This window comes from Bradyrhizobium zhengyangense (assembly GCF_022012435.1).
In the GTDB taxonomy this organism is placed as follows: domain Bacteria; phylum Pseudomonadota; class Alphaproteobacteria; order Rhizobiales; family Xanthobacteraceae; genus Bradyrhizobium; species Bradyrhizobium zhengyangense.
The window spans coordinates 760097-785041 of record NZ_JAKLUA010000001.1; the positions used below are offsets into that span (position 1 = coordinate 760097).

Annotated in this window: 19 protein-coding genes and 1 pseudogene; 6 read left to right on the top strand and 14 right to left on the bottom strand. The window is 64.7% G+C overall.

Annotated elements, in window-relative coordinates; genetic code table 11:
* Positions 1 to 108: 108 nt before the first annotated feature.
* Entirely contained in the window at positions 109 to 1470 is a 1362-nt protein-coding gene (locus L6637_RS03685) for a M23 family metallopeptidase (protein WP_237869229.1), read from the top strand.
* Positions 1471 to 1513: 43 nt separating this feature from the next.
* Here L6637_RS03685 and L6637_RS03690 read toward each other — a convergent pair whose 3' ends face one another.
* The 9 genes and pseudogenes from L6637_RS03690 to L6637_RS42565 all read right to left on the bottom strand — a co-directional run bounded on the left by L6637_RS03690 (position 1514) and on the right by L6637_RS42565 (position 12559).
* Positions 1514 to 2749, bottom strand: coding sequence for an ABC transporter substrate-binding protein (locus tag L6637_RS03690; protein ID WP_237869231.1), 1236 nt, complete (start codon positions 2747 to 2749; stop codon positions 1514 to 1516).
* Positions 2750 to 2856: 107 nt separating this feature from the next.
* Positions 2857 to 3767 (bottom strand): annotated as a pseudogene (locus L6637_RS03695) (DMT family transporter).
* Between the two features lie 73 nt (positions 3768 to 3840).
* Entirely contained in the window at positions 3841 to 4719 is an 879-nt protein-coding gene (locus L6637_RS03700) for a DMT family transporter (protein WP_237869233.1), read from the bottom strand.
* Positions 4720 to 4747: 28 nt separating this feature from the next.
* A complete protein-coding gene (locus L6637_RS03705) occupies positions 4748 to 5629 on the bottom strand; it encodes an NAD(P)-dependent oxidoreductase (RefSeq protein WP_237858028.1) in 882 nt (293 codons plus the stop codon).
* A gap of 2 nt (positions 5630 to 5631) precedes the next feature.
* A protein-coding gene (gene prfB / locus L6637_RS03710) for a peptide chain release factor 2 (protein WP_237858029.1) occupies positions 5632 to 6763 on the bottom strand; the annotation gives its coding sequence in 2 pieces (ribosomal slippage) (positions 5632 to 6693 and positions 6695 to 6763; 1131 coding nt in all).
* Positions 6764 to 6953: 190 nt separating this feature from the next.
* Complete coding sequence (locus L6637_RS03715) at positions 6954 to 9461, bottom strand: penicillin-binding protein 1A (protein ID WP_237858030.1); 2508 nt, start codon at positions 9459 to 9461, stop codon at positions 6954 to 6956.
* 219 nt (positions 9462 to 9680) lie between these two features.
* A complete protein-coding gene (locus L6637_RS03720) occupies positions 9681 to 10979 on the bottom strand; it encodes an N-acetylmuramoyl-L-alanine amidase (protein WP_237869235.1) in 1299 nt (432 codons plus the stop codon).
* A gap of 614 nt (positions 10980 to 11593) precedes the next feature.
* Complete coding sequence (locus L6637_RS42560) at positions 11594 to 12010, bottom strand: hypothetical protein (protein WP_338076834.1); 417 nt, start codon at positions 12008 to 12010, stop codon at positions 11594 to 11596.
* Positions 12011 to 12022: 12 nt separating this feature from the next.
* Positions 12023 to 12559 (bottom strand): hypothetical protein, encoded by a 537-nt coding sequence (locus tag L6637_RS42565; RefSeq protein ID WP_338076835.1) that lies wholly within the window; start codon positions 12557 to 12559, stop codon positions 12023 to 12025.
* Here L6637_RS42565 and L6637_RS03725 point away from each other — a divergent pair.
* Positions 12494 to 14821 (top strand): Rne/Rng family ribonuclease, encoded by a 2328-nt coding sequence (locus tag L6637_RS03725; protein ID WP_271605431.1) that lies wholly within the window; start codon positions 12494 to 12496, stop codon positions 14819 to 14821. The two genes, L6637_RS42565 and L6637_RS03725, sit on opposite strands and share 66 nt — an antisense overlap.
* Before the next feature lie 69 nt (positions 14822 to 14890).
* Here the strand turns inward: L6637_RS03725 and L6637_RS03730 are convergent, their stop codons facing one another.
* The gene (locus L6637_RS03730; RefSeq protein ID WP_237869237.1) at positions 14891 to 15571 is read right to left on the bottom strand and encodes a helix-turn-helix domain-containing protein; all 681 of its coding nucleotides are present in this window, start codon (positions 15569 to 15571) and stop codon (positions 14891 to 14893) included.
* 207 nt (positions 15572 to 15778) lie between these two features.
* Here L6637_RS03730 and L6637_RS03735 point away from each other — a divergent pair, with 207 nt between their 5' ends.
* The 3 genes from L6637_RS03735 to L6637_RS03745 all read left to right on the top strand — a co-directional run bounded on the left by L6637_RS03735 (position 15779) and on the right by L6637_RS03745 (position 19797).
* Positions 15779 to 17275: an amidase gene (locus tag L6637_RS03735; RefSeq protein ID WP_237869238.1), complete on the top strand. Its 1497-nt coding sequence runs from the start codon at positions 15779 to 15781 to the stop codon at positions 17273 to 17275.
* A 61-nt stretch (positions 17276 to 17336) separates the two neighbouring features.
* Positions 17337 to 18551: an MFS transporter gene (locus tag L6637_RS03740; RefSeq protein ID WP_237869239.1), complete on the top strand. Its 1215-nt coding sequence runs from the start codon at positions 17337 to 17339 to the stop codon at positions 18549 to 18551.
* Positions 18552 to 18564: 13 nt separating this feature from the next.
* Positions 18565 to 19797 (top strand): NAD(P)/FAD-dependent oxidoreductase, encoded by a 1233-nt coding sequence (locus L6637_RS03745; protein WP_237869240.1) that lies wholly within the window; start codon positions 18565 to 18567, stop codon positions 19795 to 19797.
* Here L6637_RS03745 and L6637_RS03750 read toward each other — a convergent pair.
* Positions 19794 to 20630: a helix-turn-helix transcriptional regulator gene (locus L6637_RS03750; protein WP_237858038.1), complete on the bottom strand. Its 837-nt coding sequence runs from the start codon at positions 20628 to 20630 to the stop codon at positions 19794 to 19796. The two genes, L6637_RS03745 and L6637_RS03750, sit on opposite strands and share 4 nt — an antisense overlap.
* A gap of 89 nt (positions 20631 to 20719) precedes the next feature.
* Here L6637_RS03750 and L6637_RS03755 point away from each other — a divergent pair, with 89 nt between their 5' ends.
* Positions 20720 to 21604 carry an SDR family oxidoreductase gene (locus L6637_RS03755; RefSeq protein ID WP_237869241.1) on the top strand — a complete coding sequence of 295 codons (885 nt, stop codon included), beginning with the start codon at positions 20720 to 20722 and terminating at the stop codon, positions 21602 to 21604.
* Positions 21605 to 21627: 23 nt separating this feature from the next.
* Here L6637_RS03755 and L6637_RS03760 read toward each other — a convergent pair whose 3' ends face one another.
* The 3 genes from L6637_RS03760 to L6637_RS03770 all read right to left on the bottom strand — a co-directional run bounded on the left by L6637_RS03760 (position 21628) and on the right by L6637_RS03770 (position 24882).
* A complete protein-coding gene (locus L6637_RS03760; RefSeq protein ID WP_237858042.1) occupies positions 21628 to 22962 on the bottom strand; it encodes a dicarboxylate/amino acid:cation symporter in 1335 nt (444 codons plus the stop codon).
* 84 nt (positions 22963 to 23046) lie between these two features.
* On the bottom strand, positions 23047 to 23604 hold the full coding sequence (locus L6637_RS03765; RefSeq protein ID WP_237859372.1) for a biotin transporter BioY: 558 nt from the start codon (positions 23602 to 23604) through the stop codon (positions 23047 to 23049).
* Positions 23605 to 23694: 90 nt separating this feature from the next.
* Positions 23695 to 24882 (bottom strand): pyridoxal phosphate-dependent aminotransferase, encoded by a 1188-nt coding sequence (locus L6637_RS03770; protein ID WP_237869243.1) that lies wholly within the window; start codon positions 24880 to 24882, stop codon positions 23695 to 23697.
* Between the last annotated feature and the right edge of the window lie 63 nt (positions 24883 to 24945).

The following is a 24945-nucleotide window of genomic DNA, read 5'->3' on the forward strand; positions in this document are numbered from 1 at the left end:
GCCCGTTAAAATCGAGCGTTCCCGTTTCCGGAAAATTAACCATGACCGGCCCAGATTGCTGCGGCAATTAAGCCGCAAGGAACCGTTCCGACCGGCGCGGGAGTGCCGATGTCGAAAAGTTCTGCCCAATATTCGCAGTACCCCCAGCATCATTCGCACGACCACGGACGGTCCTTCCACCGTCGGCCTGCGGCCGCGGTAGCTGCAGCGATTCCCCTGCCCGCGGCCGACGACGCCTACACCATCGTGCATCACGGCAAGCAGGTCCGGCTTGGGCCCGTGGTGTTCTGGATCGTGGTCGGCACCGTCGTTCTGCTCGGGCTCTGGTCGGCGGCGACCGCCACTTATTTCGCTTTTCGCGACGACGTCTTGACCCGGCTGATCGCCCGCCAGGCCGAGATGCAATACGCCTATGAAGACCGCATCGCCGAGCTGCGCGCCAAGGTCGACCGCACCACCAGCCGGCAACTGCTCGACCAGGAACAGTTCGACCAGAAGCTCGACCAGATCATGAAGCGCCAGACGGCGCTGGAGTCCCGGGCCACGGCGCTTGGCGCCATGCCGGACGTGACCGGATCGATCCCACGCGCGGCGCCGCAGCGCGGCGAGGCGAACCAGACGACCCAGGGCACGCCAAAACCGTCGCCGATCAGCGATACCGTGATCTTCGTGGCGCCGCCCGACCGTGAGGCGCGGCTGGAATCGCGCGCCCCCGCCGTGATCGCCCCGCCGGTCAATCAATTCGCCAAGAACCAGGGCTTTGACAATGTCCTGGTCCGGCTCACGAACTCGCTCGATCAGGTGGAGCGCCGCCAGGTCGCGGCGCTCAGCGCCGTGGAGGAAGGCATGGATTCGCGGATGCGGCGGATGCGCGGCGTCGTCAGCGACCTCGGCCTGAACCTTTCCAGCCTTGAGGCCGCGGTGCCGCGCGCTCCGATGGGCGGCCCGTTCGTGCCGGTGAAGCTCACGGCAAACGCTGGCCCCTTCGAGAAGCAGCTCTATCGCATCAATGTCACGCGCGCCGAAATGGACCGGCTCAATCGTACGCTGGCGCAGGTGCCCTATCGCAAACCGGTCGTCGGCGAAGTCGAGTTTACCTCCGGCTTCGGCGTGCGCAGCGATCCCTTCCTCGGCCGGCCCGCGATGCACACCGGTCTCGACTTCCGCGCCGCGACCGGCGATCCCGCGCGCGTCACCGCCAACGGCAAGGTGGTCTCGGCCGGCTGGTCCGGTGGTTACGGTCGCATGGTCGAGGTCGATCACGGCAACGGGCTGTCGACCCGCTACGGCCATCTCTCCGAGATCAACGTCAAGGTCGGCGAGACCGTGAGGATCGGCCAGGTCATCGGCCTCGTCGGCTCGACCGGTCGTTCAACCGGCCCGCACCTGCACTACGAGACCCGCATCGACGGCGAAGCCGTCGACCCGCAGAAGTTCTTGCGCGCCGGCGTACGGCTGAGCGCGGGCTAAGTGCCGCGCGTCGGCCCTTAGTGGCATCCGCCGGCCGGCCTGATTACTGGCTGTGCTCGTGACCGACCTCGCCGGTGATGACGTCACCGAACAGCTCCCAGGCCTGCCCGTTGAAGCGCATCAGCTGCATCTGCTCGATCGGGAAATAGTCATCGGGCGAGGTGTTGACCACGATGCCGGGCAGCATCAAGTCGGTGTGAAAATTCTTCAGGCTGGCCGCTTGCTTCATGACGTTGTCGCGCGTGAGATTGTCGCCGCACTGCTTCAGGACCTGCGCCATCGCCTCGGCCTGCACGTAGCCATAGAGGTTGTTGGCGTTGGCCTTGTCGCCATCAGGATAATACTTGTCCATGAACGCCCGCCACGCGATCACCGCCGGATCCTTGTCCCATGTCGGATCGGTCGGGTCCTTCAGATAGGCGGTCGAGATGATGTCCTTGGAATATTCGAGCCCGGCGGGCTTGAGCACCGAGGCGATGGAGGTTGCTGTATTGGCCAGGAAGAATTTGGGTTTCCAGCCGAGCTCACCCACCTTGCGGATCGCCTGCGCCGAGCCCTTCGGCGCCGCCCATGAGAAGAAGATGTCGGCGCCGGAATCGTGCAGGGCGACAATCTGCGAGTCGATCGAGGGATCGCTGACCTCGTAGGACTTGTCGGCGATGATCATGTTGGCCTTGTCGCCAAGGCCGTCCTTCAGGCCCTTGAACTGGTCCTTGCCGGCGTCGTCGTTCTGCCAGAACACCGCAATCTTGCCGGTCGGGAATTTGTCGAGGATGTATTTTGCGTAGATCCGCCCCTCGCTTTGGTAGTTGGGCTGAAAACCCATCGTCCACGGAAAGTTCTTGGGATCGCCGAACTTGGTGCCGCCGGAGGCAACGAAGAGCTGCGGCACTCGTTTGGCGTTCATGTACTTCATGATCGCCGAGTTCGAGGGCGTACCGAGCGCCTGGAAGATCAGCAGCACCTCGTCACTCTCGACCAGCTTGCGCGCCTGCTCGATCGCCTTCGGCGGCGAATAGGCATCGTCATAGCTGATGAAATTGATCTTGCGGCCATTGATGCCGCCCTGATCGTTGATCATCTTGAAGAACGCCGCCTCGGTCCTGCCGATCACGCCATAGGACGACGCCGGCCCGCTGTAGGGCATGATGTTGCCGATCTTGATTTCGGTATCGCTGGCGCCGGGGTCGTATTGCTTTTGCGCCGAGGCCGGGGTGGTGGCGAGCACGGCGGCAGCAAGCACCGCGAGGGCAGCAAGGTGTTCGCGACGACCCGGCATTGGTCTCTCCCTGTATCTTATCGTTCTTGTTTTAAGAGAGTGTCGCAAGGCGACAGGCCGCTGGCAAGCGACAGGATTTTCCGTGAAGTGAAACGCCGCTTGGGAACTTATCGAGCGCGCTGCAACATTGTCAGCACCCGTCCGTCGATCACGAGCAAAGCGCTGCCGATGACGATCGCGCGGCGATCTCACGCATGGATATCGGCTCACCCAGCACCAGCCATCCCAGCAGGATCGCGGTCACCGGAATGAGCAACGTCACCAACATCACATTGGTCGCTCCCGAGCGTCGAATAATCTGGAAGAAGATGATATAGGCGAGCGCGGTCGATAGCGCAGCGAGGCCAAGCACAGCGAGCCAGGTCGTCACATCCGGCACGGGCAGACGCCATGGCTGTTCCGCCGCACCAGCAACAATCGCCATCATCACCGTCGACGCCATCAGTTGAAACGTCGCGGTGCCGAGCGGGGCTGAGTCCTTCAGGAGCCGCCGCGCGGCGAGCGCCGCAAAGCCGTAGCTGAGCGCGCCGCCAAGGCAGAGCAGGATGCCGAGCCCCTGCCCGGTCCGCGTCTCGATCCCCCAGCCGCGCAGGATGATCACGCCCAGGAGTCCCAGCGCGACGCCAGCCACCCGCCGCGCCTGCAACGCCTCTTCGCCCACTGCGGCCATCACCATCACGGTGAACAGCGGGGTGGTGGCGTTAAGGATCGACGCCAGCCCGCTTGGAATGAAGGTCTGGCCAATCACGATCAGCGAGAACGGAAGGACATTGTTGAACAGCCCAATGACGAAGAACGGTGTCCAGCCGGCGACGCCTTTGGGAAAGCCGATCCCCTGCATTCGCAGAAGCGGCACCAGCATGGTCGCGCCGAGAACGACACGCAGGAACACCAGCGTCAGCGGCGGCAATTCGCGGAGCGCGGCGCCGTTGAAAAAGAACGAGCCACCCCAGAGAATCGAGAGCACGGCAAGCAGCGACCAGTCTCGCGCGTCGATCCTGATGTCGTTCGGGAGCATGACGTTTACCTCGGCGGTCCAGCCAGCTCGCCTAGGACCACGCGGCTCATGCTGCCACCCGAATTCCGATAAATTACGTGCCAGATCGACGTGTGCGCGCATCGCCCGCGATATCGGCCACGACCGCTCCGATCACCAGTGCGCCGCCGATCAGCGCATGTGCGGCCGGCACCTCACCAAAGCCCACCCAGATCCAGAAGGCCATTAACGGCGTTTCCAGCGTCGCGATCAATGACGCCTGCCCCGACGGCAGCAATCGGGAGCCCAGCATATAGAAGGTCAGGCCGAGCGCGACCTGGAGGCAGCCGAACATCGCGAGGATCGCCAGGTTATGGCCGCCGATATGGGCGATGTCATGGGCGAGCGGCAGGCTGACGAGGCTGCCGATGAAATTCGAGAGTGCTGCCGCCGCCACCATCGAGGTCTCCCTGTGGCGTCGCACGACGACTGTCATGGCCGAGATGGCGAGCACCATCAAGCAGCTTAGGGCCACACCGCTGATATCGGCGCCAGATCTGATGCCGCCGACGGTGATGACCACGCCGGCAAAGGCGACGAGGCTCGCGATCAGGGTACGCCAGGTTGCGGCTTCGCCCCGCCACAGCCATGCCAGCGCGGCGGCGACGAACGGCTGCGTCGCGATCAGCACCGCAACATTCATGACGTTGGTCATCTGCAGCGCAGGAATGAACGAGATCATGCCGGTGGCGGACAATGCCGCGACGAGCAAGCCGCCGCGTCCCGGCACCACCAATTGCCGGAGCGCAGCCGGTCCCTGCATCAGGACGAGAAGCACGGTGATCAGGCTGCCGCCGAACAAGCCGCGCCAGAACAAGATGGTCCAGGGATCGAAGGGCAGCAGCCGCGTGAAGAACGGCGCCGTGCTCCAGGCAATCGCCGCCGCAGCGACGAGGGCAATGCCGAGACCGTGTTCCGACCGAGCCTGCCCCATGTCGAGTTCCAGCTAAGTCGAATTCCAGTTAAGATGACTTTTTCGGCCGCGACACCAGCTCAATCATCTTGCCTTCGTCGTCGTCGGGCATCACGGCCTTTGCCTGCGCGTAAGACTCGACGGCGGCGCGCGAGACCAGCGGCTTGTCGGCCAGCAGGCTCTCGGCGAGCTTCACGGCATAGGCGGCATCCTTGTGCCGCAGCGCAGCCGTGAACGTCGCGCCGCTGAAATCACGGGCCACCATGCGCTTGGAATGGCGCTGAACTTGCGGGCTTGCGGCGACGCCAGCCTGGATCGACTCCAGCACCAGCTTCATGTCGAGCCCAGCCTGCTCGGCGATCGCGAGGCCCTCGGCAAGGCCGGCGATCTGGATTGCGCCCATGAGGTTGTTGATCAGCTTGTAGACCGTGCCGGAGCCGACGGCGCCGAAATGCCTGATGGTCGAGCCGATCGGTTCGAGGAAAGGCTGCGCGCGCCCGAGGTCGGCCGCCTCGGCGCCAACCAGCAGTGTCAGCTTTCCGGCCGCTGCCGCATCCGGCAATCCCGTCACGGGGCAATCGATGTAGATCAGGCCACGCGCGCTCAGCTCGCGCCCCATCTCGCGCGCATGGTCATAGGAGACGGTGGAGCACTCGATCGCGATGGTGCCGGCCTTCGCGGTCTTGGCGGCGCCGTTGGGCCCGAGCCAGACCGAGCGCGAGGCTTCGTCGTCGGCGACCATGGTCACCACGGCGTCTGCGTCGATCGCGGCATCCTCAGGCGAGGTCGCCCACTTTGCGCCGCGCGCGATCAGGTCTTCGGCTTTTGACTTGCTGCGATTCCACAGCGTCACCGTAAAACCGGCATCGAGATAACGGCCAGCCATGCCGTGGCCCATCCGTCCAAGCCCGATGAAGGCCACGCGGGTCATGATCAGTCCACGTCCTCGATGTCAGCGCCGGGGGTGCCGAAGGCGCGCTGCGCGAGCGTCGCGGCCATGAACTCGTCGAGCTCGCCGTTGAGCACGCCCGACGTGTCGGACGTCTGCACGCCGGTGCGCAAATCCTTCACCATCTGATAGGGCTGCAGCACGTAGGAGCGGATCTGGTGGCCCCAGCCGATATCGGTCTTGGCGGCCTGGTCGGCGGCGGCCTTCTCCTCGCGCTTCTTCAGCTCGATCTCGTAGAGGCGCGCACGCAGCATGTCCCAGGCCTGCGCCCGGTTCTTGTGCTGGGAGCGGCCCGCCTGGCAGACCACCGCGACGCCGGTCGGAATGTGCGTCAGGCGCACCGCGGATTCGGTCTTGTTGACGTGCTGACCACCGGCGCCGCCCGACCGCATGGTGTCGGTACGAACGTCGGATTCCTTGATGTCGATCTTGATGCTGTCGTCGATGACAGGAAACACCTGCACGCTCGAGAACGAGGTGTGGCGCCGCGCATTGGAGTCGAACGGCGAGATGCGCACCAGGCGGTGCACACCTGCTTCGGTCTTCAGCCAGCCATAAGCATTGTGACCGGAGACCTGGATGGTCGCGGACTTGATGCCGGCTTCTTCGCCTTCGGACTCTTCGAGGTATTCGACCTTGAATCCGTGCGTCTCGGCCCAGCGCGTGTACATGCGCAAAAGCATCTGCGCCCAGTCCTGGCTCTCGGTGCCGCCGGCGCCGGCATGGACTTCGAGATAGGAATCGAAGCGGTCGGCCTCGCCCGAGAGCAACGCCTCGAGCTCGCGTCGCGCCACTTCCTTCTTCAGGTTCTTGAGCGCAGCTTCAGCTTCGGCCACGACGCCGTCATCGCCCTCGGCCTCGCCGAGCTCGATCATCCCGATATCGTCTTCGAGCTCCTGCTCGACCTTGCCGATGCCCGAGAGCGAGTCCTCCAGCGAGGTACGCTCCTGCATCAGCTTCTGTGCTTTCTGGGGATCGTTCCAGAGGTTGGGATCTTCTGCGAGCTTGTTCAGCTCAGCGAGGCGCGCCGTCGATTTCTCGACGTCAAAGATGCCTCCTCAGCAGCCCGACTGACTGCTTGATCTCTTCTACCAACCGTTCGATTTCGGCGCGCATATCGTTCTCTGATTTCGCGGAATCCCGCGTGCTAGCGCATGATCCGGGAAAGTGTGCAGCGGTTTCCCGAAAAGATCATGCGCAAACAAGAAATAGAGCGCGATAACTCATCGCGCTGAAGGGGATGTAGCGGCGGCGGCTGCAAAGCGCAACCGCCGGAGCTTCAACTCAGTGCTGTTATCCCAGGGCCCTAGTACAGCCCGCCGGTGCCCGGCCGCATGAAGAAGCCGGAATCCGGCGCCTGCTGCGGCGGCGGCACGCCACCGCGCCCGTCGGCGTCGGCAACGCCGATGACCGAGTAATTGTCCGGCGGCGCCGTACCGGGCTTGAAAGCCTCGAGGATGGTTCCGCCGCTCTCGCCGGGACCGGCGCGCATGCCGGTCTTGGCGACGACACGGATCAGCTTGATGCCGGCCGGCACCTTGAACGGAACCGCGGGCTTGTCAGCGAGCGCGAGCTTAAGGAAGTCGCGCGCAATCGGCGCGGCGAGATGGCCGCCGGTCGCGGCATTGCCTTTGCCGAGCGGACGCGGCTTGTCGTAGCCCATGTAGATGGCGACCGCGACGTCAGGCGAGAAGCCGACGAACCAGGCGTCCTTGGCCTCGTTGGTCGTACCGGTCTTGCCGGCGATCGGCTTGCCGACTTCCCTCACGACGGTTGCGGTGCCGGCCTGCACCACGCCTTCCATCAGCTCGGTGATCTGATAGGCCGTCATGGAATCGAGCACCTGCTCGCGGCGGTCGATCAGCTGCGGCTCGGGCTGGTTCTTCCAGCCGCCCGGCGCATCGCAGCCTCGGCATTCGCGCTGGTCGTGCTTGAAGATGGTGTGGCCGTAGCGGTCCTGGATACGGTCGATCAAGGTCGGCTTCACGCGGCGCCCGCCATTGGCGATCATCGAATAGGCCGTGACCATGCGCATCGCCGTGGTCTCGCCGGCGCCGAGTGCGTAGGAGAGATAGTTCGGCAGCTCGTCATAGACGCCGAAGCGGCGCGCATATTCGCCGATCAGGGGCATGCCGATGTCCTGCGCGAGCCGCACGGTCACCGTGTTGAGCGATTGCCGCAGCGCGTTCCGCAACGTCACAGGTCCCTGATATTTGTTCGCCGAGAAGTTTTCAGGCCGCCATACGCCTGCGCCCTGCCCCTGGTCGATTTCGATCGGCGCGTCGAGCACGACGGTCGAAGGCGTATAGCCGTTGTCGAGCGCTGCCGAATAGACGATCGGCTTGAACGACGAACCCGGCTGCCGGTAGGCCTGCGTGGCGCGGTTGAACTGACTCTGGTCGAACGAGAAGCCGCCGACCATCGCGAGGACGCGTCCGGTCCAGGGGTCCATCACCACCATCGCGCCCGAAACTTCGGGAATCTGGCGCAGGCGATACTGGCCTTCGACCGGTTGTCCTTCCTTGCTGTAGAGCGGATCTGCATAGATCACGTCGCCGGGCTGAAGCACCTGCGCCACTGATGTCGGCGTCTTGCCCTTGAAGTTGCCCTGGGTCGCCCTCGCCCACCGCACGCCGTCAAGCGTGACGAGGCCGGTCTCGCGTTGCTTGCTGACGGCGCCGCCGAGCTCGCGGTTCGGCTGGAAGCCGATGCGCGCCGACTGGTCGCTGGTTTCCAGCACCACCGCCATGCGCCATGGCGAGATGTCGGAGAGCGACTTGATCTCCGCGAGCTTCACGCCCCAATCGCCCGAAATATCGAGCTTGCTGATGGCGCCCCGATAGCCCTGTTGCTCGTCATAGTTCACGAGGCCGGCGACCATGGTCTTGCGCGCCATGACCTGGATCTTCGGATCGAGCGTGGTGCGGACCGACAGGCCACCCTCATACAGCTTCTTCTCGCCGTAGCGCTCGAAGATGTCGCGACGAACCTCCTCGGCGAAATATTCGCCGGCGAAGGTGTGGGCACCGTTGGAACGGTTGGTGACGACCAGCGGCTCCTTGCGCGCCTTGTCGGCGTCAGCCTGCTTGATCCAGCCGTTCTCCTGGAGACGGTCGATCACGTAATTGCGACGCTCGATGGCGCGATCGCGGTTGCGAACCGGATGCAGCGTCGCCGGCATCTTCGGCAGCGCTGCGAGGTAGGAAGCTTCCGCCACGGTGAGCTCATTCACCGACTTGTCGAAATACACCAGCGAGGCGGCGGCGATGCCGTAGGCGCCGAGGCCGAGATAGATTTCGTTCAGATACAGCTCGAGGATCTTGTCCTTCGAATAGGTCTTCTCGATGCGCATCGCGAGCAAGGCTTCCTTGATCTTGCGCGAGAAGGAGACCTCGTTGGTCAGCAGGAAATTCTTGGCGACCTGCTGGGTGATCGTGGAGGCACCCTGCGGACGGCGGTTGGAGCCGAAATTCTGCAGGTACAGCACGCCTGCGCGCGCCATGCCGGTGTAGTCGATGCCGCCATGCTCGTAGAAATTCTTGTCTTCGGCGGCGAGGAACGCGTTGATCACGAGCTTCGGCACCGCCTGGATCGGCAGATACAGGCGCCGCTCCTTGGCGTATTCGCCGAGCAGCGAGCCGTCGACCGCGTGGACGCGGGTCATCACCGGCGGCTCGTAATCCTGAAGCTGAGAGTAGTCGGGCAAGTCCTTGGAGAAATGCCAGATCAGGCCTGCCACGGCACCGACACCGACAAGGAACACCACCGTTCCCGCGGCAAACAGGAAGCCCATGAACCGCACAAGCAAGCGCATTATGTGTTTATCCGTTCAATCCCAGGATCAGCCCAAAGCACCCCAAACGGGCGCCGTCCTCACGTCGCGAATTCACCGGCCTACTGAATACCATTGATGCCGGACCGAAAGACGCTTGCCGAACGGGATTCTCGTCGATTCCGGAACCCCCTGCGTTGTTTTTATAAGGCGTCCGCTGTGGCCAAACTAGGGCTTAACAACGGAACAGGCATTCCCTTCTTAATTCCCGGCCCCCGCGGTCGCCATCCGCTTGGCCAGGAACGTGTCGATCGCCTGGGCCATCGAGCCGACAGCCTTGGACCGCCACCCCTCGGAGACGAGGTGCTCAAGATCGCCCTTGTTGGAGACATAGCCGATCTCGACCAGCACCGAGGGCACGTCGGGCGCCTTCAACACCCGGAAGCCGGCCGACTTCAGGGGATGCTTGTGCATTCGCATGGTCGACTTCATTTCGCCCATCAGCAGATGAGCAAAACGGCTTGAAAAGGTACGGGTTTCCCGCTGCGTCAGGTCGATCAGGATGTCGGCGACATCGGTCGGCTCTTCCGCCAGGTTGAAGCCGGCGATCGCGTCAGCGCGATTTTCAGCATCGGCCAGCCGCTGCGCTTCGGCGTCGGAGGCCTTGTCCGACAGCGTGTAAATGGTGGCACCCTGGGCATCGCCTTCGGCCTTCGGCAGCGCATCGGCGTGGATCGAGACGAACAGCGCGGCGTTCAGATTGCGGGCGACCTTGGGCCGGTCGTTGAGCGGGATGAAGGTGTCGTCGTCCCGCGTCATGACCACCCGGTACTTGCCTGATTTCTCCAACCGGTCGCGTAGCGCGAGGCCAAAGGCCAGCACCAGATTCTTCTCGCTCTCCCCGCTCGACTGGGTGCCGTTGTCGATGCCGCCATGGCCGGGATCGATCACGACCACCGGGCGGCCATCTGAAGGCGCTGCCGGCTTCTGCTGCGCCGGTTCTGGCGCGGCGGGAACGGTCGTGGGCGGAACGGCGGCAATTGTCGGTCGCAGCTCGGGATGATTCTCCGGAGGGGGAGTCTGCACGAAGGCCGCACGATCCACCTCCTCGAGCTCCAGCACCAGTCGGGCCGGCTGGCCGTTGGCCGCGTCGAGCACGTAGGAATTGGCGATCTTGGCGGGGCCGGTCAGGTCGAACACGATTCGGGAGCCGCCGGGCATGACCAGCCCGTACCGAAAGGCCTTGACCAGCCCTCGCCCGGCTCCTGTTCCGGGAGCCAGCTGAAAATTGACCTGGGGAACGTCGACCACCACCCGATAAGGATCGGCAAGCGTCGTGGTGCGGAAGGTAACGGTCTGGTCGAGGTCGAGAATGAAGCGGGTCTGCTTGCCGTCACCGGCTAGGCGCGCGGCTGTGGCGACAGGAAAATTTGCTGCCGCAGCAGAGGGTTGCGACGGGCCCTCCGCCGCGCTCAGGCGCGAGGAATCGGCGCATGGCAATGCTGAGGCGCATAGAAGCGCAAATCCTAGCAAAACCCGTTGATTTGTGCGGCTCGCCACCGAATCCGTGCCTCCGAGCAGCCCTCTTTAACGCAATAGAACCACAGGGTTAATCAGTCCTTAATGACAGAAACGCAAAACTCCCGGACTGTGACCGGCGTGCGACGCTCCCTTGCACGGATGGCTCATTCCTCGTATGTACGGAATGCTGACGGCCAATGATTTCCGGTTGTGTCGCATTCAGCCTCCCGGTGCAGCGCCGGAGCTCCCAAGGTTCGGGAATTCCAGCGTTTTTCTGTTCCCCTCAACGACCAGCGCGGTGCGCGGCAGCGAGGCGGACCAGGGCAAGCTCCGGCGGCGAACGGTTTCCGGTTACCACACTGTTTCCGGGGCAGTTTTGACAGCGACGCGGCCAGTTACCCACCTCCTTAATCCAGAGGAGGCGGTTCTTGATCCAGGGCGAGCGCGCACGCGCCATGCCTGGCCAGCAGCAACTGATTAGGGGCGGCCCCGCCGCCCAACGTTTCATACGGGCCGACGCTTGATGCGCCAGACTGTGCCGACGAATTCTGAAGGACCTTTCGCGACGCTGCGGAGTGAAAATCCCGCGCGCCGCTTCGGTTCTGAGGCTTCCGATTCGGCAAGGCGCGAGAGACGGCGTTTCGGCCTTCCCCTCACCCCCGAATCAGGTGGACCGTCGCGTCACCCGGCAGCGCAGATCGCGCCCACGGTGAACCGCGCCCGCCGCCGCCAAGAGTTAAGACATGCCCAACAAGATGTTGATCGATGCCACCCACCCGGAAGAGACCCGGGTCGTCGTGGTCCGCGGCAATCGCGTCGAAGAGTTTGACTTCGAGACCGCGCAACGCAAGCAACTGCGCGGGAACATTTACCTCGCCAAGGTCACCAGGGTCGAACCCTCGCTCCAGGCCGCCTTCGTCGAATATGGCGGCAACCGCCACGGCTTCCTCGCCTTCAGCGAAATCCATCCCGACTACTACCAGATCCCGGTCGCCGACCGGCAGGCGCTGATCGAGGCCGAAGAGCAGGCCCATCGCGAAGCCGAGGAAGAGAGCGAGAACCGCTCCCACGGCCGTCGCCGCTCACGCCACCGCAATGCCCGCCGCCGCGGTCACGGCGAGCGCGTCCGCAGCGACATTGTCGAGGGTCTCGACGCAGGTAGCGATCCCGCCGCCCAGCCGGTCGAGGGCCAGCCCCATCAGGAGCACGCCGAAGGCACGGCGCATGAGGGCGAGCACCTGCACGCCGATGCCGAGCATCACGGCGAGTACCACGAGGGTCACGACCACGACCATCATGACCATGATCACGACGATCACGGGCATGACGATCATGAGCACGATGATCACGGCCACCATGATCATGCGCACGCGCACGATGACGACCATGGTCATGACCACGAGCATGATCATCACGAGCACGATCATCACGCCGACGAGACGCCCGCGCCTGTCGCGGCTGTTGGTGCCGAGCCCGTCGTTGCGGCCGAGACCGTTGCCGAGTCTCACGAAGCTCGCGCCGTCGAAGGACATGGCGAAGCGTTTGCCGAGATCGTGACCTCGGTCACCGAGCCGGCCGATGCCGTTTACGCCGCCGGCGAAGCGGTCGAGGCGCCCCATGCCGAGGCTGCGGACGCTGGCGAAGACGACGACGAGGACGATGAAGACGGCGAGGAAGCCGAAGAGGAACACGTCGAGTCGGTCGGCGGTGACGACGTGCTCGAGGAGGTTCCGGAGCGCACCTTCCGTCCGCGCCGCCAGTACAAGATCCAGGAAGTCATCAAGCGCCGCCAGGTGATGCTGGTGCAGGTGGTCAAGGAAGAGCGCGGCAACAAGGGCGCAGCGCTGACGACCTACCTCTCGCTCGCCGGCCGCTATGCCGTCTTGATGCCGAACACCGCGCGCGGCGGCGGCATCAGCCGCAAGATCACCAGTGCGCAGGATCGTTCTCGCCTGAAGGAAGTGGTGCAGGATCTCGACGTGCCCGAGGGCATGGGCATCATCCTCCGCACCGCGGGTGCCGCGCGCACCAAGCCCGAGATCAAGCGCGACTTCGAGTACCTGATCCGGATGTGGGAGACGGTGCGCGACCTGACGCTGAAGTCGCAGGCCCCGACCCTGGTCTACGAGGAAGGCTCGCTGATCAAGCGCTCGCTGCGCGATCTCTACAACAAGGAGATCGACGAGATTCAGGTCGCCGGGGAATCCGGCTATCGCGAAGCGCGCGACTTCATGAAGATGCTGATGCCCGCCAATGTCAGCGCGGTCAGGCAATATCGCGACGGCCAGCCGCTGTTTTCGCGCATGGGCGTCGAGAGCCAGCTCGATGCGATGTTCTCGCCGACGGTGCAGCTGCGCTCGGGCGGTTACATCGTGATCAACCAGACTGAGGCGCTGGTCTCGATCGACGTCAATTCCGGACGATCGACGCGCGAGCACCATATCGAGGACACCGCGCTCAAGACCAATCTGGAAGCGGCCGAAGAGGTCGCCCGCCAGCTTCGCCTGCGCGATCTCGCCGGCCTGATCGTCATCGACTTCATCGACATGGACGAGAAGCGCAACAACCGTGCGGTCGAGCGCAAGCTGTCCGATTGCCTGCGGCAGGACCGCGCGCGCATCCAGGTCGGACGCATCTCGCATTTCGGCCTGCTCGAGATGTCGCGCCAGCGCATTCGCGCCAGCGTGCTCGAGAGCTCGACCGATCCCTGCCCGCATTGCGGCGGCACCGGCCACGTGCGTTCGGTGTCCTCGGTGGCACTGCAGCTCTTGCGCGGCCTCGAAGAGATCCTGATGAAGGGCGCGACCCACAATCTCGTGGTCCGCACCCGCACCGACGTCGCGCTCTATGTGCTCAATCACAAGCGTGGCCATCTGCGCGACCTCGAGAACGGCTTCAAGGTCACGCTGTCCGTGATCGCCGATCCCAGCGTCAGCGGCCCGCAAGCCTATGTGATCGACCGCGGCGAGCAGGTGCATACGCTGGAAGCCGCCAAGGCGCTGCTGGCCACACAGGCGGCCGCAAGCCCGCCGCCGCTGGCTGAAGAGGCCTATGACGAGGAGGACGGTTTCGACCTTGAGACCGAATCCGAGGTCGAGACCGACGAGACTGAAGGTCTCAGCGAGGAACAGGCGTCAGGTGAAGCCGCGGCCGATGGGGACGGCCAGCGCCGCAAGCGCCGCCGCCGTCGGCGCGGTCGCGGCGGTCAGCGCGACGGTGAGCTTCGCGAGGACAGCCCGACGACGCTTCCGGAGCCGGCTCTGGCCGCCGGCGAAGGCGAAGAGGATGGCGAGTCCGAGCAGGATGGCGAGGACGGCGAGGAGCAGGCCGCGCGCGGCGAGCAGCAGGGCAGTGGCGAGCGCCGTCGCCGGCGTGGCCGTCGGGGTGGACGCCGCCGGCGCGGCGGCAACGAGGACGGTCTCGCCGGATCGATCGGGGACGAGCTCGGCGGCAATCCTCCGTCGGAGGCAACCGACGCGGTGGCCGATTTCGACAGCGCCGGCAGCGAGACCGCTCCGCCGATTGCGCATTCGGAACCGATCGCCCCGGTCGAGCACGAGACGTCTCAGCCCGAACCTCAATTCCACCAGGCGCCGGTTGAAGCGCCGGTCCAAGGGTCGGCTCATGCCGCACCCGCTGCTGCTGTCGCCGAGGAAGAGCCCGTCGTCGATGAGAAGGCGGCACGTCGCCGCTCGACAGTCCGCGAGAAGGTGAGCTTCCTGTCGTCGGGCAGCGAGCAGGCAACCCCGGTTGATTCAGCGCCGGAGCCGGTTGCTCCGCCCGCGCCTGCCCCGGAGCCCGCACCGGAAGCGGCTGCCGAGACGCCGGCGGCCCCGCGCCGCGCCGGCTGGTGGTCGCGCCGTTTCGGCGGCGGCGAGTAGGCCGAACAACTAATGCAAGACGCCCGGCCAAAAAGCCGGGCGTTTTCGTTTTCATGCCTCGTCAGTTCGCTACGGCGGCAGCTCGTCATCGCCAAGCGAGGCCACATCACGCGATGCGATCTGGCGGAGCTGGTCGTAGAGATCGGGCGCTTCACTGGTGCAGAGACAGACACCTTTCGCAGACGCCGCCTCGCCGGCGTTGAGGTAGGCGTGGCCCATGGTGCTGTCGAGATAGATGCCGTCGCCCTCGCCCAGGATCTCCGGTGCGTAGAACTCGGTGTGGACGGAGACGCGTCCGCTCGTCACCAGAAAATACTCTTCGCCGGCGTGACGAAGCAGCGGACCGAATTCGTCCAGCGAGCGTGCGCGGACTTCGGCGACGATCGGCACCATGCGTTTGCCGATCAGGTCGGTGCATTGATAGGTGTAAGTGTAGAATTTCGTGTTGATCAGCTGGCCCTGCCCGGCCCGGCTGATGCTTCGGCGCGCGGTGACCGGCCGGCCCGGCGCGGGCGCCGCGACCGCGGGATTGAACAGCTCCGCGATCTCCATCTTCAGACCTGAGGTCAACTGAAGCAGCTTGTCGTAGGTCAGCGACATCAGGCCGTTCTCGACCTTTGAAAGGGTCGAGAGCGCCATGCCCGTCCGCTCCGCCACTTGCTTGAGGGTCAGGCCGCGCGCCTGACGGGCGGCCTTGAGACAATGGCCGAGCTGGGAGTTCGCGCCTTCTGATGTCGTGATCTCGCTCATGCAATAAGCCTATCACGGCGCGAGAGAAATTGTTGACCTATCCGCCTAATCTTTTCGGCCAAAGCACCCCTCCCGTACAGCCTTGGCGACCATCCGGGCAGTCGGGCCAGGATTTGTGCATTAAATACCTAGATTTGACGAATATTGGTGCGCTGAGGCCACTTTCCGATATGCTAAATCGTTTTCATAATCTGAAAGGGATTGGCCTTGCCTGACCTGTGCGATACCAGCGCCGTTGAGTTGTGCCGCCTGCTGGCCGCGAAGGCGATCTCGCCTGTCGAATTGCTCGACGCCTGTCTGTCGCGCATCGCCGCCGTCAATCCCGCCGTCAACGCCGTTGTCACACTGGACGAGCCGGGCGCACGCGCAGCGGCAAAGGAAGCCGAGGCGGCCATCCTGCGCGGCGAGGATCGTGGCGCCCTGCACGGGCTCCCCGTCCTGATCAAAGACACGCAAGACACCGCCGGGATGCGCTCGACCTACGGCAGCCCGCTGCTCCGCGACAACGTGCCGGCCGCCGACCAGGGCTCGGTCGCGCGCTTGCGTGCCGCCGGCGCCATCATCTTCGGTAAGACCAACACGCCGGAATGGGCCGCGGGCGGCAACACCCGCAATCCCGTGTTCGGCGCGACCGGCAATCCGTTCGATCCGATGCGCTCACCGGCCGGCTCCTCCGGCGGCTCGGCGGTCGCACTCGCCTGCGGCATGGCACCCCTTGCCTCGGGCTCCGACACTGGCGGCTCCTTGCGCAATCCGGCCGGCTTCTCCGGCGTTGTCGGGATGCGCCCCTCCTACGGTCTCGTGGCAAGCGAGAAGCGCGCCTTCGGCTGGTCCAACCTGTCGACCGACGGACCGATGGCGCGCAATGTCGCCGATACCGCGCTGATGCTGTCGGTGATGGCGAGCGACGACGCACGTGATCCGCTCGCCTACACGCTGCCTGGCGAACGCGTGCGCGGACGCGCTGAGCGCTGGGCCGCGCTGCGCACTGCAGAGCTCGGCAAGCTGCGCCTCGCCTTCACCGAGGATTTCGGCTTTGCGCCGACCGAGCAAGCCATCCGTCGCGTCTTCCGCGATCGCGTCAACAAGCTCGCGCCGTTGTTCGCCGGGAGCCGCGAGGCGACGCCCGACTGTACCGGCGCCGACGATGCCTTCGCGGTGCTGCGCGCCGGCCTGTTCCTGGCGATGCATGGCAAGAACTACAAAGAGCGGCCCGAGATGCTCGGCCCGAATGTCCGCGCCAATGTCGAGGAAGGCCTGGGCTACACGCTCGAGGACCACGGGCGCGCCGCGACGACCCAGACGCGGATCTATCGCGCCTATCAAAGCTTCTTCGAAACCTGCGACGTGCTGATCAGCCCGACCATCACCCTCAGTCCGCGGCCATGGTCGGAGCTCTATCCCGCCGAGATCGACGGCGTGGCGACGAAGTCCTACTTCCACTGGCTCGCGCTCGCCTACGCCGTCACACTCCCCGGCCACCCCGCGATCAGCGTTCCGCTCGGCCTTGATGAAGCCGGCCTGCCGTTCGGCCTCCAGATCGTCGGTCCGCGCGGCGGCGACGCCGTCGTGCTTTCGGTCGCCGCCGGCATCGAGGCTGCATTCGCGAACGATCCGCAAATGTGCCGGCCCCTGCCCAACCTCGCACGGCTCGCCGCAGCGCCGCCGCTATCGGCCGCGCCCGGCTTCCTCGCCTGGGAATAGCCCGGGAATAGATCAAACAAGCAGGCATCAACGCCGGCTCGCCGGCATCTCGGAGATCAGCATGGACGAATTGTCGAACCGCAAGACCGGCATCGTCGCCTTCGTCCTGCTCTATCTCGCTTATTGCATCTCCTACATCGACCGCGCCGCGATTTCTCTGGCGCTGGCGCAGATCGGCAAGGACTTCAATCTCCAGGCTGCCGATCTCGGTATTGTCATCAGCGCGTTCTTCTTGGGTTACGCGGCGATGCAGGTGCCCGGCGGATGGCTCTCCGACCGCTTCGGCTCGAAATACGTCGTCATTGTCACCATCGTCATGTGGTCGCTGTTCACGTCGTTCACGAGCCTTGCCTGGTCGCTGACCTCGCTGCTCGCGATCCGCTTCATCTTCGGCATCGCCGAGGGCGGCTTTCCGCCGGCGAGCATCCGCGCCATCGCGGAGCTGTTCAAGAAGGACAGCCGGCCCAAAATGTCGGCGCTGCTGCTGTCGTCGAATTATGCCGGCAGCATGGTCGCACCGCTGATCATGGCGCCGCTGATCGTCTGGCTGGGCTGGCGTCACGCCTTCAATACGATCGGCATCGCCGGCATCGTCTTCGCGGTGATCTATATCGTCTTCGTTCCGCACCTTGCGCGTATCGGCGTCGGACCGGTGACGGCAAAGCCCCGCGCACCGATGCGCGAGCTCATGGCGAATCCGCTGCTGTGGCAGCTCATGGTGGTGTGGTTCGGCCTGAGCTGCGTCAACAAGGGCCTGGATTCCTGGATGCCGCTCTATCTGCTCCAGCAGCGCGGGCTCGACCTCAAGACCGTCGGCGTCGTGGCGCCGATCCCGTTCGTGATGGCGACATTCGCGACCGCAATCGGCGGCTGGGTGATGACCACGTTCTTCGCCGAGCGCGAAAAATATCTCTTGATCGGCAGCTCCGCGTTAACAGGCATCTTCCTCTACGCCATGTACAAGGCGGAGACGATCACCGCCTTGATCGTCTATCAATCGGTGGTCTATTTCTTCAAATCCTTCGTCCTGGCCTCCGTGATTGCGCTTCCGACCAAGCTGCTGCGTGACGACCAGATCGGATCGGGCATCGGCATGGTCAATCTCGGCGGCCAGAGCGCGGGCTTCGTTGCCCCTGCCATCATGGGCTTCATCGTGACGGGCACCGGATCATTCGACGCGGCCTTCGGCTTCCTGGTCGCGATGACGGCGATGTCGGTCGTCGTCGCCGCGACCATCAACACGGCGCAGCCCAAATTCACGCCGAAGCCGGCCTGACAGGAGTTTGCCGATGCAAAGCGCAATCATTCTCGGCGGCGGCATGGTGGGGGTCGGTGCTGCCGTGCATCTGCGCCAGCGCGGCTGGACGGTTACGCTGGTTGACCGCAGGGAGCCCGGCCGCGAAACCAGCTACGGCAATGCTGGCATGATCCAGGCCGAAGCCGTGCGGCCCTATCCAATGCCGCGCGACCTCGCGTCACTGCTGAACATCGCGACCGGCCGCACCAACGACGTGCGCTACAGCCTTTCCTCGCTGCATCGTCACGTCGAGCCGCTGCTTCGCTATTGGTGGCATTCGGCGCCGAAGCGGCATCGCGAAGCGATCGCGGCCTGGGCTCGCCTGATCGCCTATGCGACACCCGAGCACGATGTCCTCATCCGCGAGGCCCATGCCGATAATCTGATCCGCCGCGCCGGGTATCGCGCAGTGTTCCGCGATGCCGCGGCGCTCGACCACTCGATCAAGGAGGCGGAAGCAGACCACCGCGAGTTCGGTGTCAATTTTCGCGTGCTCTCGGGCAGCGAATTGACAAAAGCCGAGCCGATCCTGCGCAACGATCTTCCCGGCGCGATCCACTGGCTCGATACCTGGACCGTGTCCGATCCCGGCGCCCTGGTGACCGCCTATGCCGAGCTGTTCGAGCGCCTTGGCGGTCAAATCGTGCTCGGCGATGCGCAGTCGCTTCAGCAGACTGCGACCGGATGGTCCGTCAACACCGACAATGGCCGCATCGATGCCGCCAACGCCGTCGTCACGCTCGGGCCATGGTCGCCGGATCTCTTGCACAAGTTCGGCTACCGGATTCCGCTGGTGCGCAAGCGCGGCTATCACATGCACTACACCGGCGGCGCCACGCTCGATCTGCCGCTGGTCGACAAGGGCCAGGGCTACGCCATGGGACCGATGGCCAAGGGCATCCGCATCACCACAGGCGCGGAACTGACGGGCCCGGATGCGCAGGCAACGCCGGTGCAGCTTGCCAGTGCCGAAGCCTCCGCGCGCGAGCTGATCGATCTCGGCAAGCGCGCCGAACCGGAGCCGTGGTTCGGCACCCGCCCCTGCACGCCTGACATGGTGCCGGTGCTCGGGTGCGCCCCGCGACATCCCGGCCTCTGGATGAATTTTGGCCACGGCCACCAGGGCTTTACGCTGGGACCCGCCACCGGACGCCTGCTCGCGGAGATGATGAACGGCGAGACGCCGTCGATCGATCCGACGCCGTACCGGCCGGAGCGGTTCTAGCCGTCCGACCTCGCGGCCAAAACGGCCTTGATGCGCCGGGTGTCTTCCGGCGTCGCCGGGTTGTAAACCACCATGCCGAGATCGGGCCGGCCGTCGACCGCAAAAGCCGAATATTCGAACGCGATCGGGCCGAGCACGGGATGGCGCAGATGCTTGACGCCCTCGCCATGAGAGCGGACGTCATTGTCGGCCCATAGCTTTGCGAATTCGGGGCTCTCGCGGCACATCTCGTCGACGAATTCGGCGACATGCGAGACCGCGCCTGCGCGCGCCGCATCCGCGCGGAACGCAGCGACCACGAAGCGCGCGACCTTGTCCCAATCATATTGGGCAGCGCGCACCCGCGGCTCGCAGAAGATCAGGCGCAGGATGTTGCGCTGTTTGGGCAACAGCGAGGAATAGTCGGTCAGCACGATGGTCGCCGCGCGATTCCAGGCGACGACGTCCCAGATCATCGTCCTGATGATGGCGGGGCTCGTCTCCAGCGCATCGAGCACGCGCTGGAGACGTGGCGAGACGCCTTCGCTTGCCTGGTAGCGCACCTCTGGCGGGTGGCCGAGCCCGATCAGGAACAGGTGCTCGCGCTCGACGTCGGTCAGCATCAGCGCACGCGCGATCCGGTCGAGCACATCGGCTGACGGCGCGCCGCCCCGGCCCTGCTCCAGCCAGGTGTACCAGGTCGGGCTGATATTGGCCCGCAGCGCCACCTCCTCGCGCCGCAGCCCCGGGGTACGCCTTCGGCTGCCGCCAAAGCCGAAAGCGGCCGCGTCGAGCCTGATACGGCGGTCCTTCAGATAGGTCCCGAGCAGATTGTCGCTGGTGGTCTCGCTCATCCCGTTAGCTATTATACCCTGATAACATCACTACTTTACCCGGATAATCCTAACGCAGATGCTGGCTCCAGCCAACTGGAGACCTGCTCATGCATGTATTCGTCACTGGCGCCACCGGCTTCGTCGGCTCCGCCGTCGCTGCCGACCTGATCGCGGCCGGTCACAGCGTCACTGGCCTCGCCCGCTCCGACGCGGGCGCCGCCGCCCTCACTGCAATGGGTGCCAAGGTCCGTCGCGGCTCGTTGGAGGACCTCGCGTCCTTGCGCAGCGGCGCGGCCGCCTCAGACGGCGTGCTGCACCTCGGCTTCAACCACGACTTCTCCAAATTCGCCGAGAATTGCGAGCTCGACCGCCGCGCCATTCTGGCGCTCGGCGAAGAGCTCAAGGGCTCCGAGCGCCCGCTCATCGTCACCTCAGGCGTTGCGCTGCTCGCACCCGGGCGGCTCGCGACCGAGGACGATGCAGCAGCTCGCCACTTTCCGCGCGTCTCGGAAGCAACTGCCGAGGACCTGATGAAGCAAGGCGTGCGCGCCGGCATCGTCCGGCTGCCGCCCACCACCCATGGCGAAGGCGACCACGGTTTCGTCCCTCGCTTGATCGCGATCGCGCGCGAGAAAGGCGTGGCCGCCTATATCGGCGAGGGCAACAACCGCTGGCCGGCCGCGCATCGCATCGATGCCGCACGCGTCTACCGCCTTGCGCTCGAGCAAGGCGCATCCGCGCGTCGCTATCACGCCATCGCCGAGGAAGGCGTGCCGTTCAAGCTGATTGCCGAGGTGATCGGCAAGAGGCTCGGCGTGCCCGTGGTCTCGAAATCCGCAGAGGAAGCCGAGGCGCATTTCGGCTGGTTCGCACGCTTTGCGGCCGTCGACGTGCCGACGTCCAGCGCGAAGACGCGCGCGGCTCTCGGCTGGGAGCCGAAAGAAAAAGGGCTGATCGAGGATCTCGACCAGCCCTATTACTTCAAGGTTTAACGGCGCAGCGCCGTTAAATCCGGCTAGTCCGTCGTGACGGCGGTTTCCATGTCGGTCGGATCGATCTGCTGGGCCAGCCGCGCGTTGAGCTTGTCGCGATCGAGCTCGCCCTCCCACCAGGCGACGATCACGCAGGCGACGCCATTGCCGCAGAGATTGGTCAGCGCACGGCACTCGCTCATGAACTTGTCGATGCCGAGCACGATCGCCATGCCCGGCACGAGGCGCGGATCGACCACCGCCAGCGTCGCCGCCAGCGTGATGAAGCCCGCGCCGGTAATGCCGGACGCGCCCTTCGAGGTCAGCATCGCCACGACCAGGATCGTGAGCTGCTGGCTGAAGGTGAGGTCGTAGCCAAGCGCCTGCGCGATGAACAGCGTCGCCAGCGTCATGTAGATGTTGGTGCCGTCTAGATTGAACGAATAGCCCGTGGGTACCACGAGGCCGACCACCGACTTCGAGCAGCCGAGCCGCTCCAGCTTCTCCATCAAGGTCGGCAGCGCGCTTTCGGAGGACGAGGTACCGAGCACGACCAACAATTCGTCCTTGATGTAGGCCAGGAACTTGAAGATCGAGAAGCCCGCGATCCGCGCGATGATGCCGAGCACGACGAACACGAACAACGCGGCGGTCAGGTAGAACGTCGCGATCAGGCCCATCAGGTTGAGGATCGCACCGGTACCAAACTTGCCGATGGTGAAGGCCATCGCGCCGAAGGCGCCGAGCGGCGCTGCGCGCATCACGATGGAGATGACGCCGAACACCGCGTGCGCGGCGTCGTCGATGAAGCTGCGGATCACGTGGCCGCGGTCGCCGAGGCCCATGATGGCGAAGCCGAACAGCACCGAGAACAACAGCACTTGCAGGATCTCGCCTTGCGCGAAGGCGCCGACCACGGTGTCGGGAATGATATGGAGGATGAAGTCGACCGACTTCTGGGCTTCCGCCTGCTTGGCAAAGTTGGCAACGGCATTTGCATTGGCCGCCGCGCTGCCGAAGCCCGCGCCCGGTTTGATTACGTTGCCAATGATGAGGCCGATGATCAGCGCGAATGTCGACACGACCTCGAAATAGACCAGTGCCTTGACACCGATGCGCCCGACCTTCTTGGCATCCTGGATGTGCGCGATACCGGAGACCACTGTGCAGAAGATGATCGGAGCGATCACCATCTTGATCAGCTTGATGAAGCCGTCGCCGAGCGCCTTGATCCAGTCATTGGTGGCGACGGACGGCCACAGCCAGCCGACGATGGCGCCGAGCACGATGGCGATCAGCACCTGGACATAGAGAACTTTATACCATGGCTTGGCGGCAACAGGTGCAGCCGGCGCGCCAGCCATCGTTGTCGTTGTCATTGTTTCACTCCCCCTCAAAAGCTCAGAGCCAGCCAAGATCAACTTGGCCGGCCCTGTCAATTGGAACATTCCGTAACGCGAAATCTAGCCGCGACGGTCGACGATCCGACGCGCCGCCGGCACCAGCGCAGCGCCGAGCGCGTTCTTGATGATTGAGGCCGCGATGAACGGCGCGACACCGACCACCCAGGCCTTGGTTCCGCCGAGGCCAATGCCATAGGCGAGCCAACCGAAGCCGGCGATGAAGATGACGACATGGCCGACCGCCATTGCCGCGAACAGCAGCACGACATTGCGATCCCAGCCGCGTTCGGCGAGCCAGCCCGTGATGAAGGCGGCAGCCACGAAGCCATGGAGATAGCCGGCGGTCGGGCCGACCAGCGGTGCAATTCCACCGACAGGGCCAGCGAACACCGGCAGCCCCATCGCGCCTTCAGCGAGGTAAGCGATCATGGTTGCGCTGCCAAGGCGCCAGCCATACGTCGCGCCGATTGTCAGCACGACCAGCGTCTGCAGCGTCATGGGCACATAAGGCAGCGGCAGGTTCACCTTGGCTGATAGCGCCATCAATGCGGAGCCGAGCGTAACAAGCACGAAAGCGCGCAAATGCCCGACGGCTTCGCCGGGCCGGGCGGGCCACATCACTGCGGCAAGAGGAGAACGCGACGTGGCGGCGGGCTGGACAGTTCGGTCAGACAAGATGCACTCCGGAAGGCTAGCAAAAACTGGCGGCTATTTAAGCCAGTGAGCGATCCGGTCAACTGCCTCCTGCATCTCCTGACGCGAGCGCGCATAAGAGAATCGGATGAACGAGCGGCCGTGAACGGGATCGAAATCGACGCCCGGTGTGGCCGCAACATGGGCCTTCTCCAGCATCTGCTTGGCGAAGTCGAAACTGTCGGAGGTGAAATCCGAGACATCGGCATAGAGGTAGAACGCGCCATCCGCCGGCAGGAACTTGGCGAGGCCCGCCTTGGGCAATCCCTCGATCAGGATGCGCCGGTTCTCCTGATAGCCATGCTTGATCTCCTCCATCTCGGCCGCGCCGTCGAAGGCGGCCTCTGCCGCGATCTGCGAGAGCGAGGGCACCGAGATCGAAAGGTTCTGCTGCAGCCGCTCGATCGGGCGCACCAGAATGTCCGGCACGACCATCCAGCCGACGCGCCAGCCCGTCATGCAAAAATACTTCGAGAACGAGTTGATCACGAGCGCATGGTCGGACAGCGCTGCCGCCGTCACTGCAGGAAACGCGTAATCGAGCCCGTGATAGATCTCGTCGGAGATGAAGCGAATGCCGGCAGCTTCCGCGGCGGCGATCAGACCGGTCAGCGCCTCGCGGGACATCATCGTTCCCGTCGGATTGGCGGGGCTTCCGACCAGCACGCCCTTCAAAGGCGCCTTGCGATGGGCGGCGAGCAGCGCCTCGCCGGTGAGCGCGTGGCGCGTCTCGTTGGTGGTCTCGATCAACACCGGCTCGCAGCCGAGCGCGGTGAGGATGTGCCGATACGGCGGATAGCCCGGCACCGTGACGGCGACGCGATCGCCGGGCTCGAACATCGACAGGAAAGCTAGAATGAAACCGCCGGAGGAGCCGGTGGTCACCACGATCCTGTCCGGGCTGACGGTACAGCCATAGGCGTCGCGATAATGACGCGCGATGCGCTCACGAAGACTGGGAATGCCGAGCGCCGAGGTGTAATCGATCCGCCCCGTCGCAAGCGCGGCCTGAGCGGCCGCAATCGCGGTCTTCGGCGCGCCGGTTGCGGGCTGGCCGACCTCCATGTGAATGACATGGCCGCCGGCAGCCTCCATGCGGGCCGCCGCGGCCATCACGTCCATCACCATGAACGGGGGAACATCGCTGCGGCGGGAGGGCTCGAGCCATTGCCCCACCCGGTTCCTTAATGTCGCATCGTGCATTGAATTCTGCTATTTCGCTGGCGAACCGGTCCGTTCGGGCCGGAAAACAGGGCGCTTGCGCCC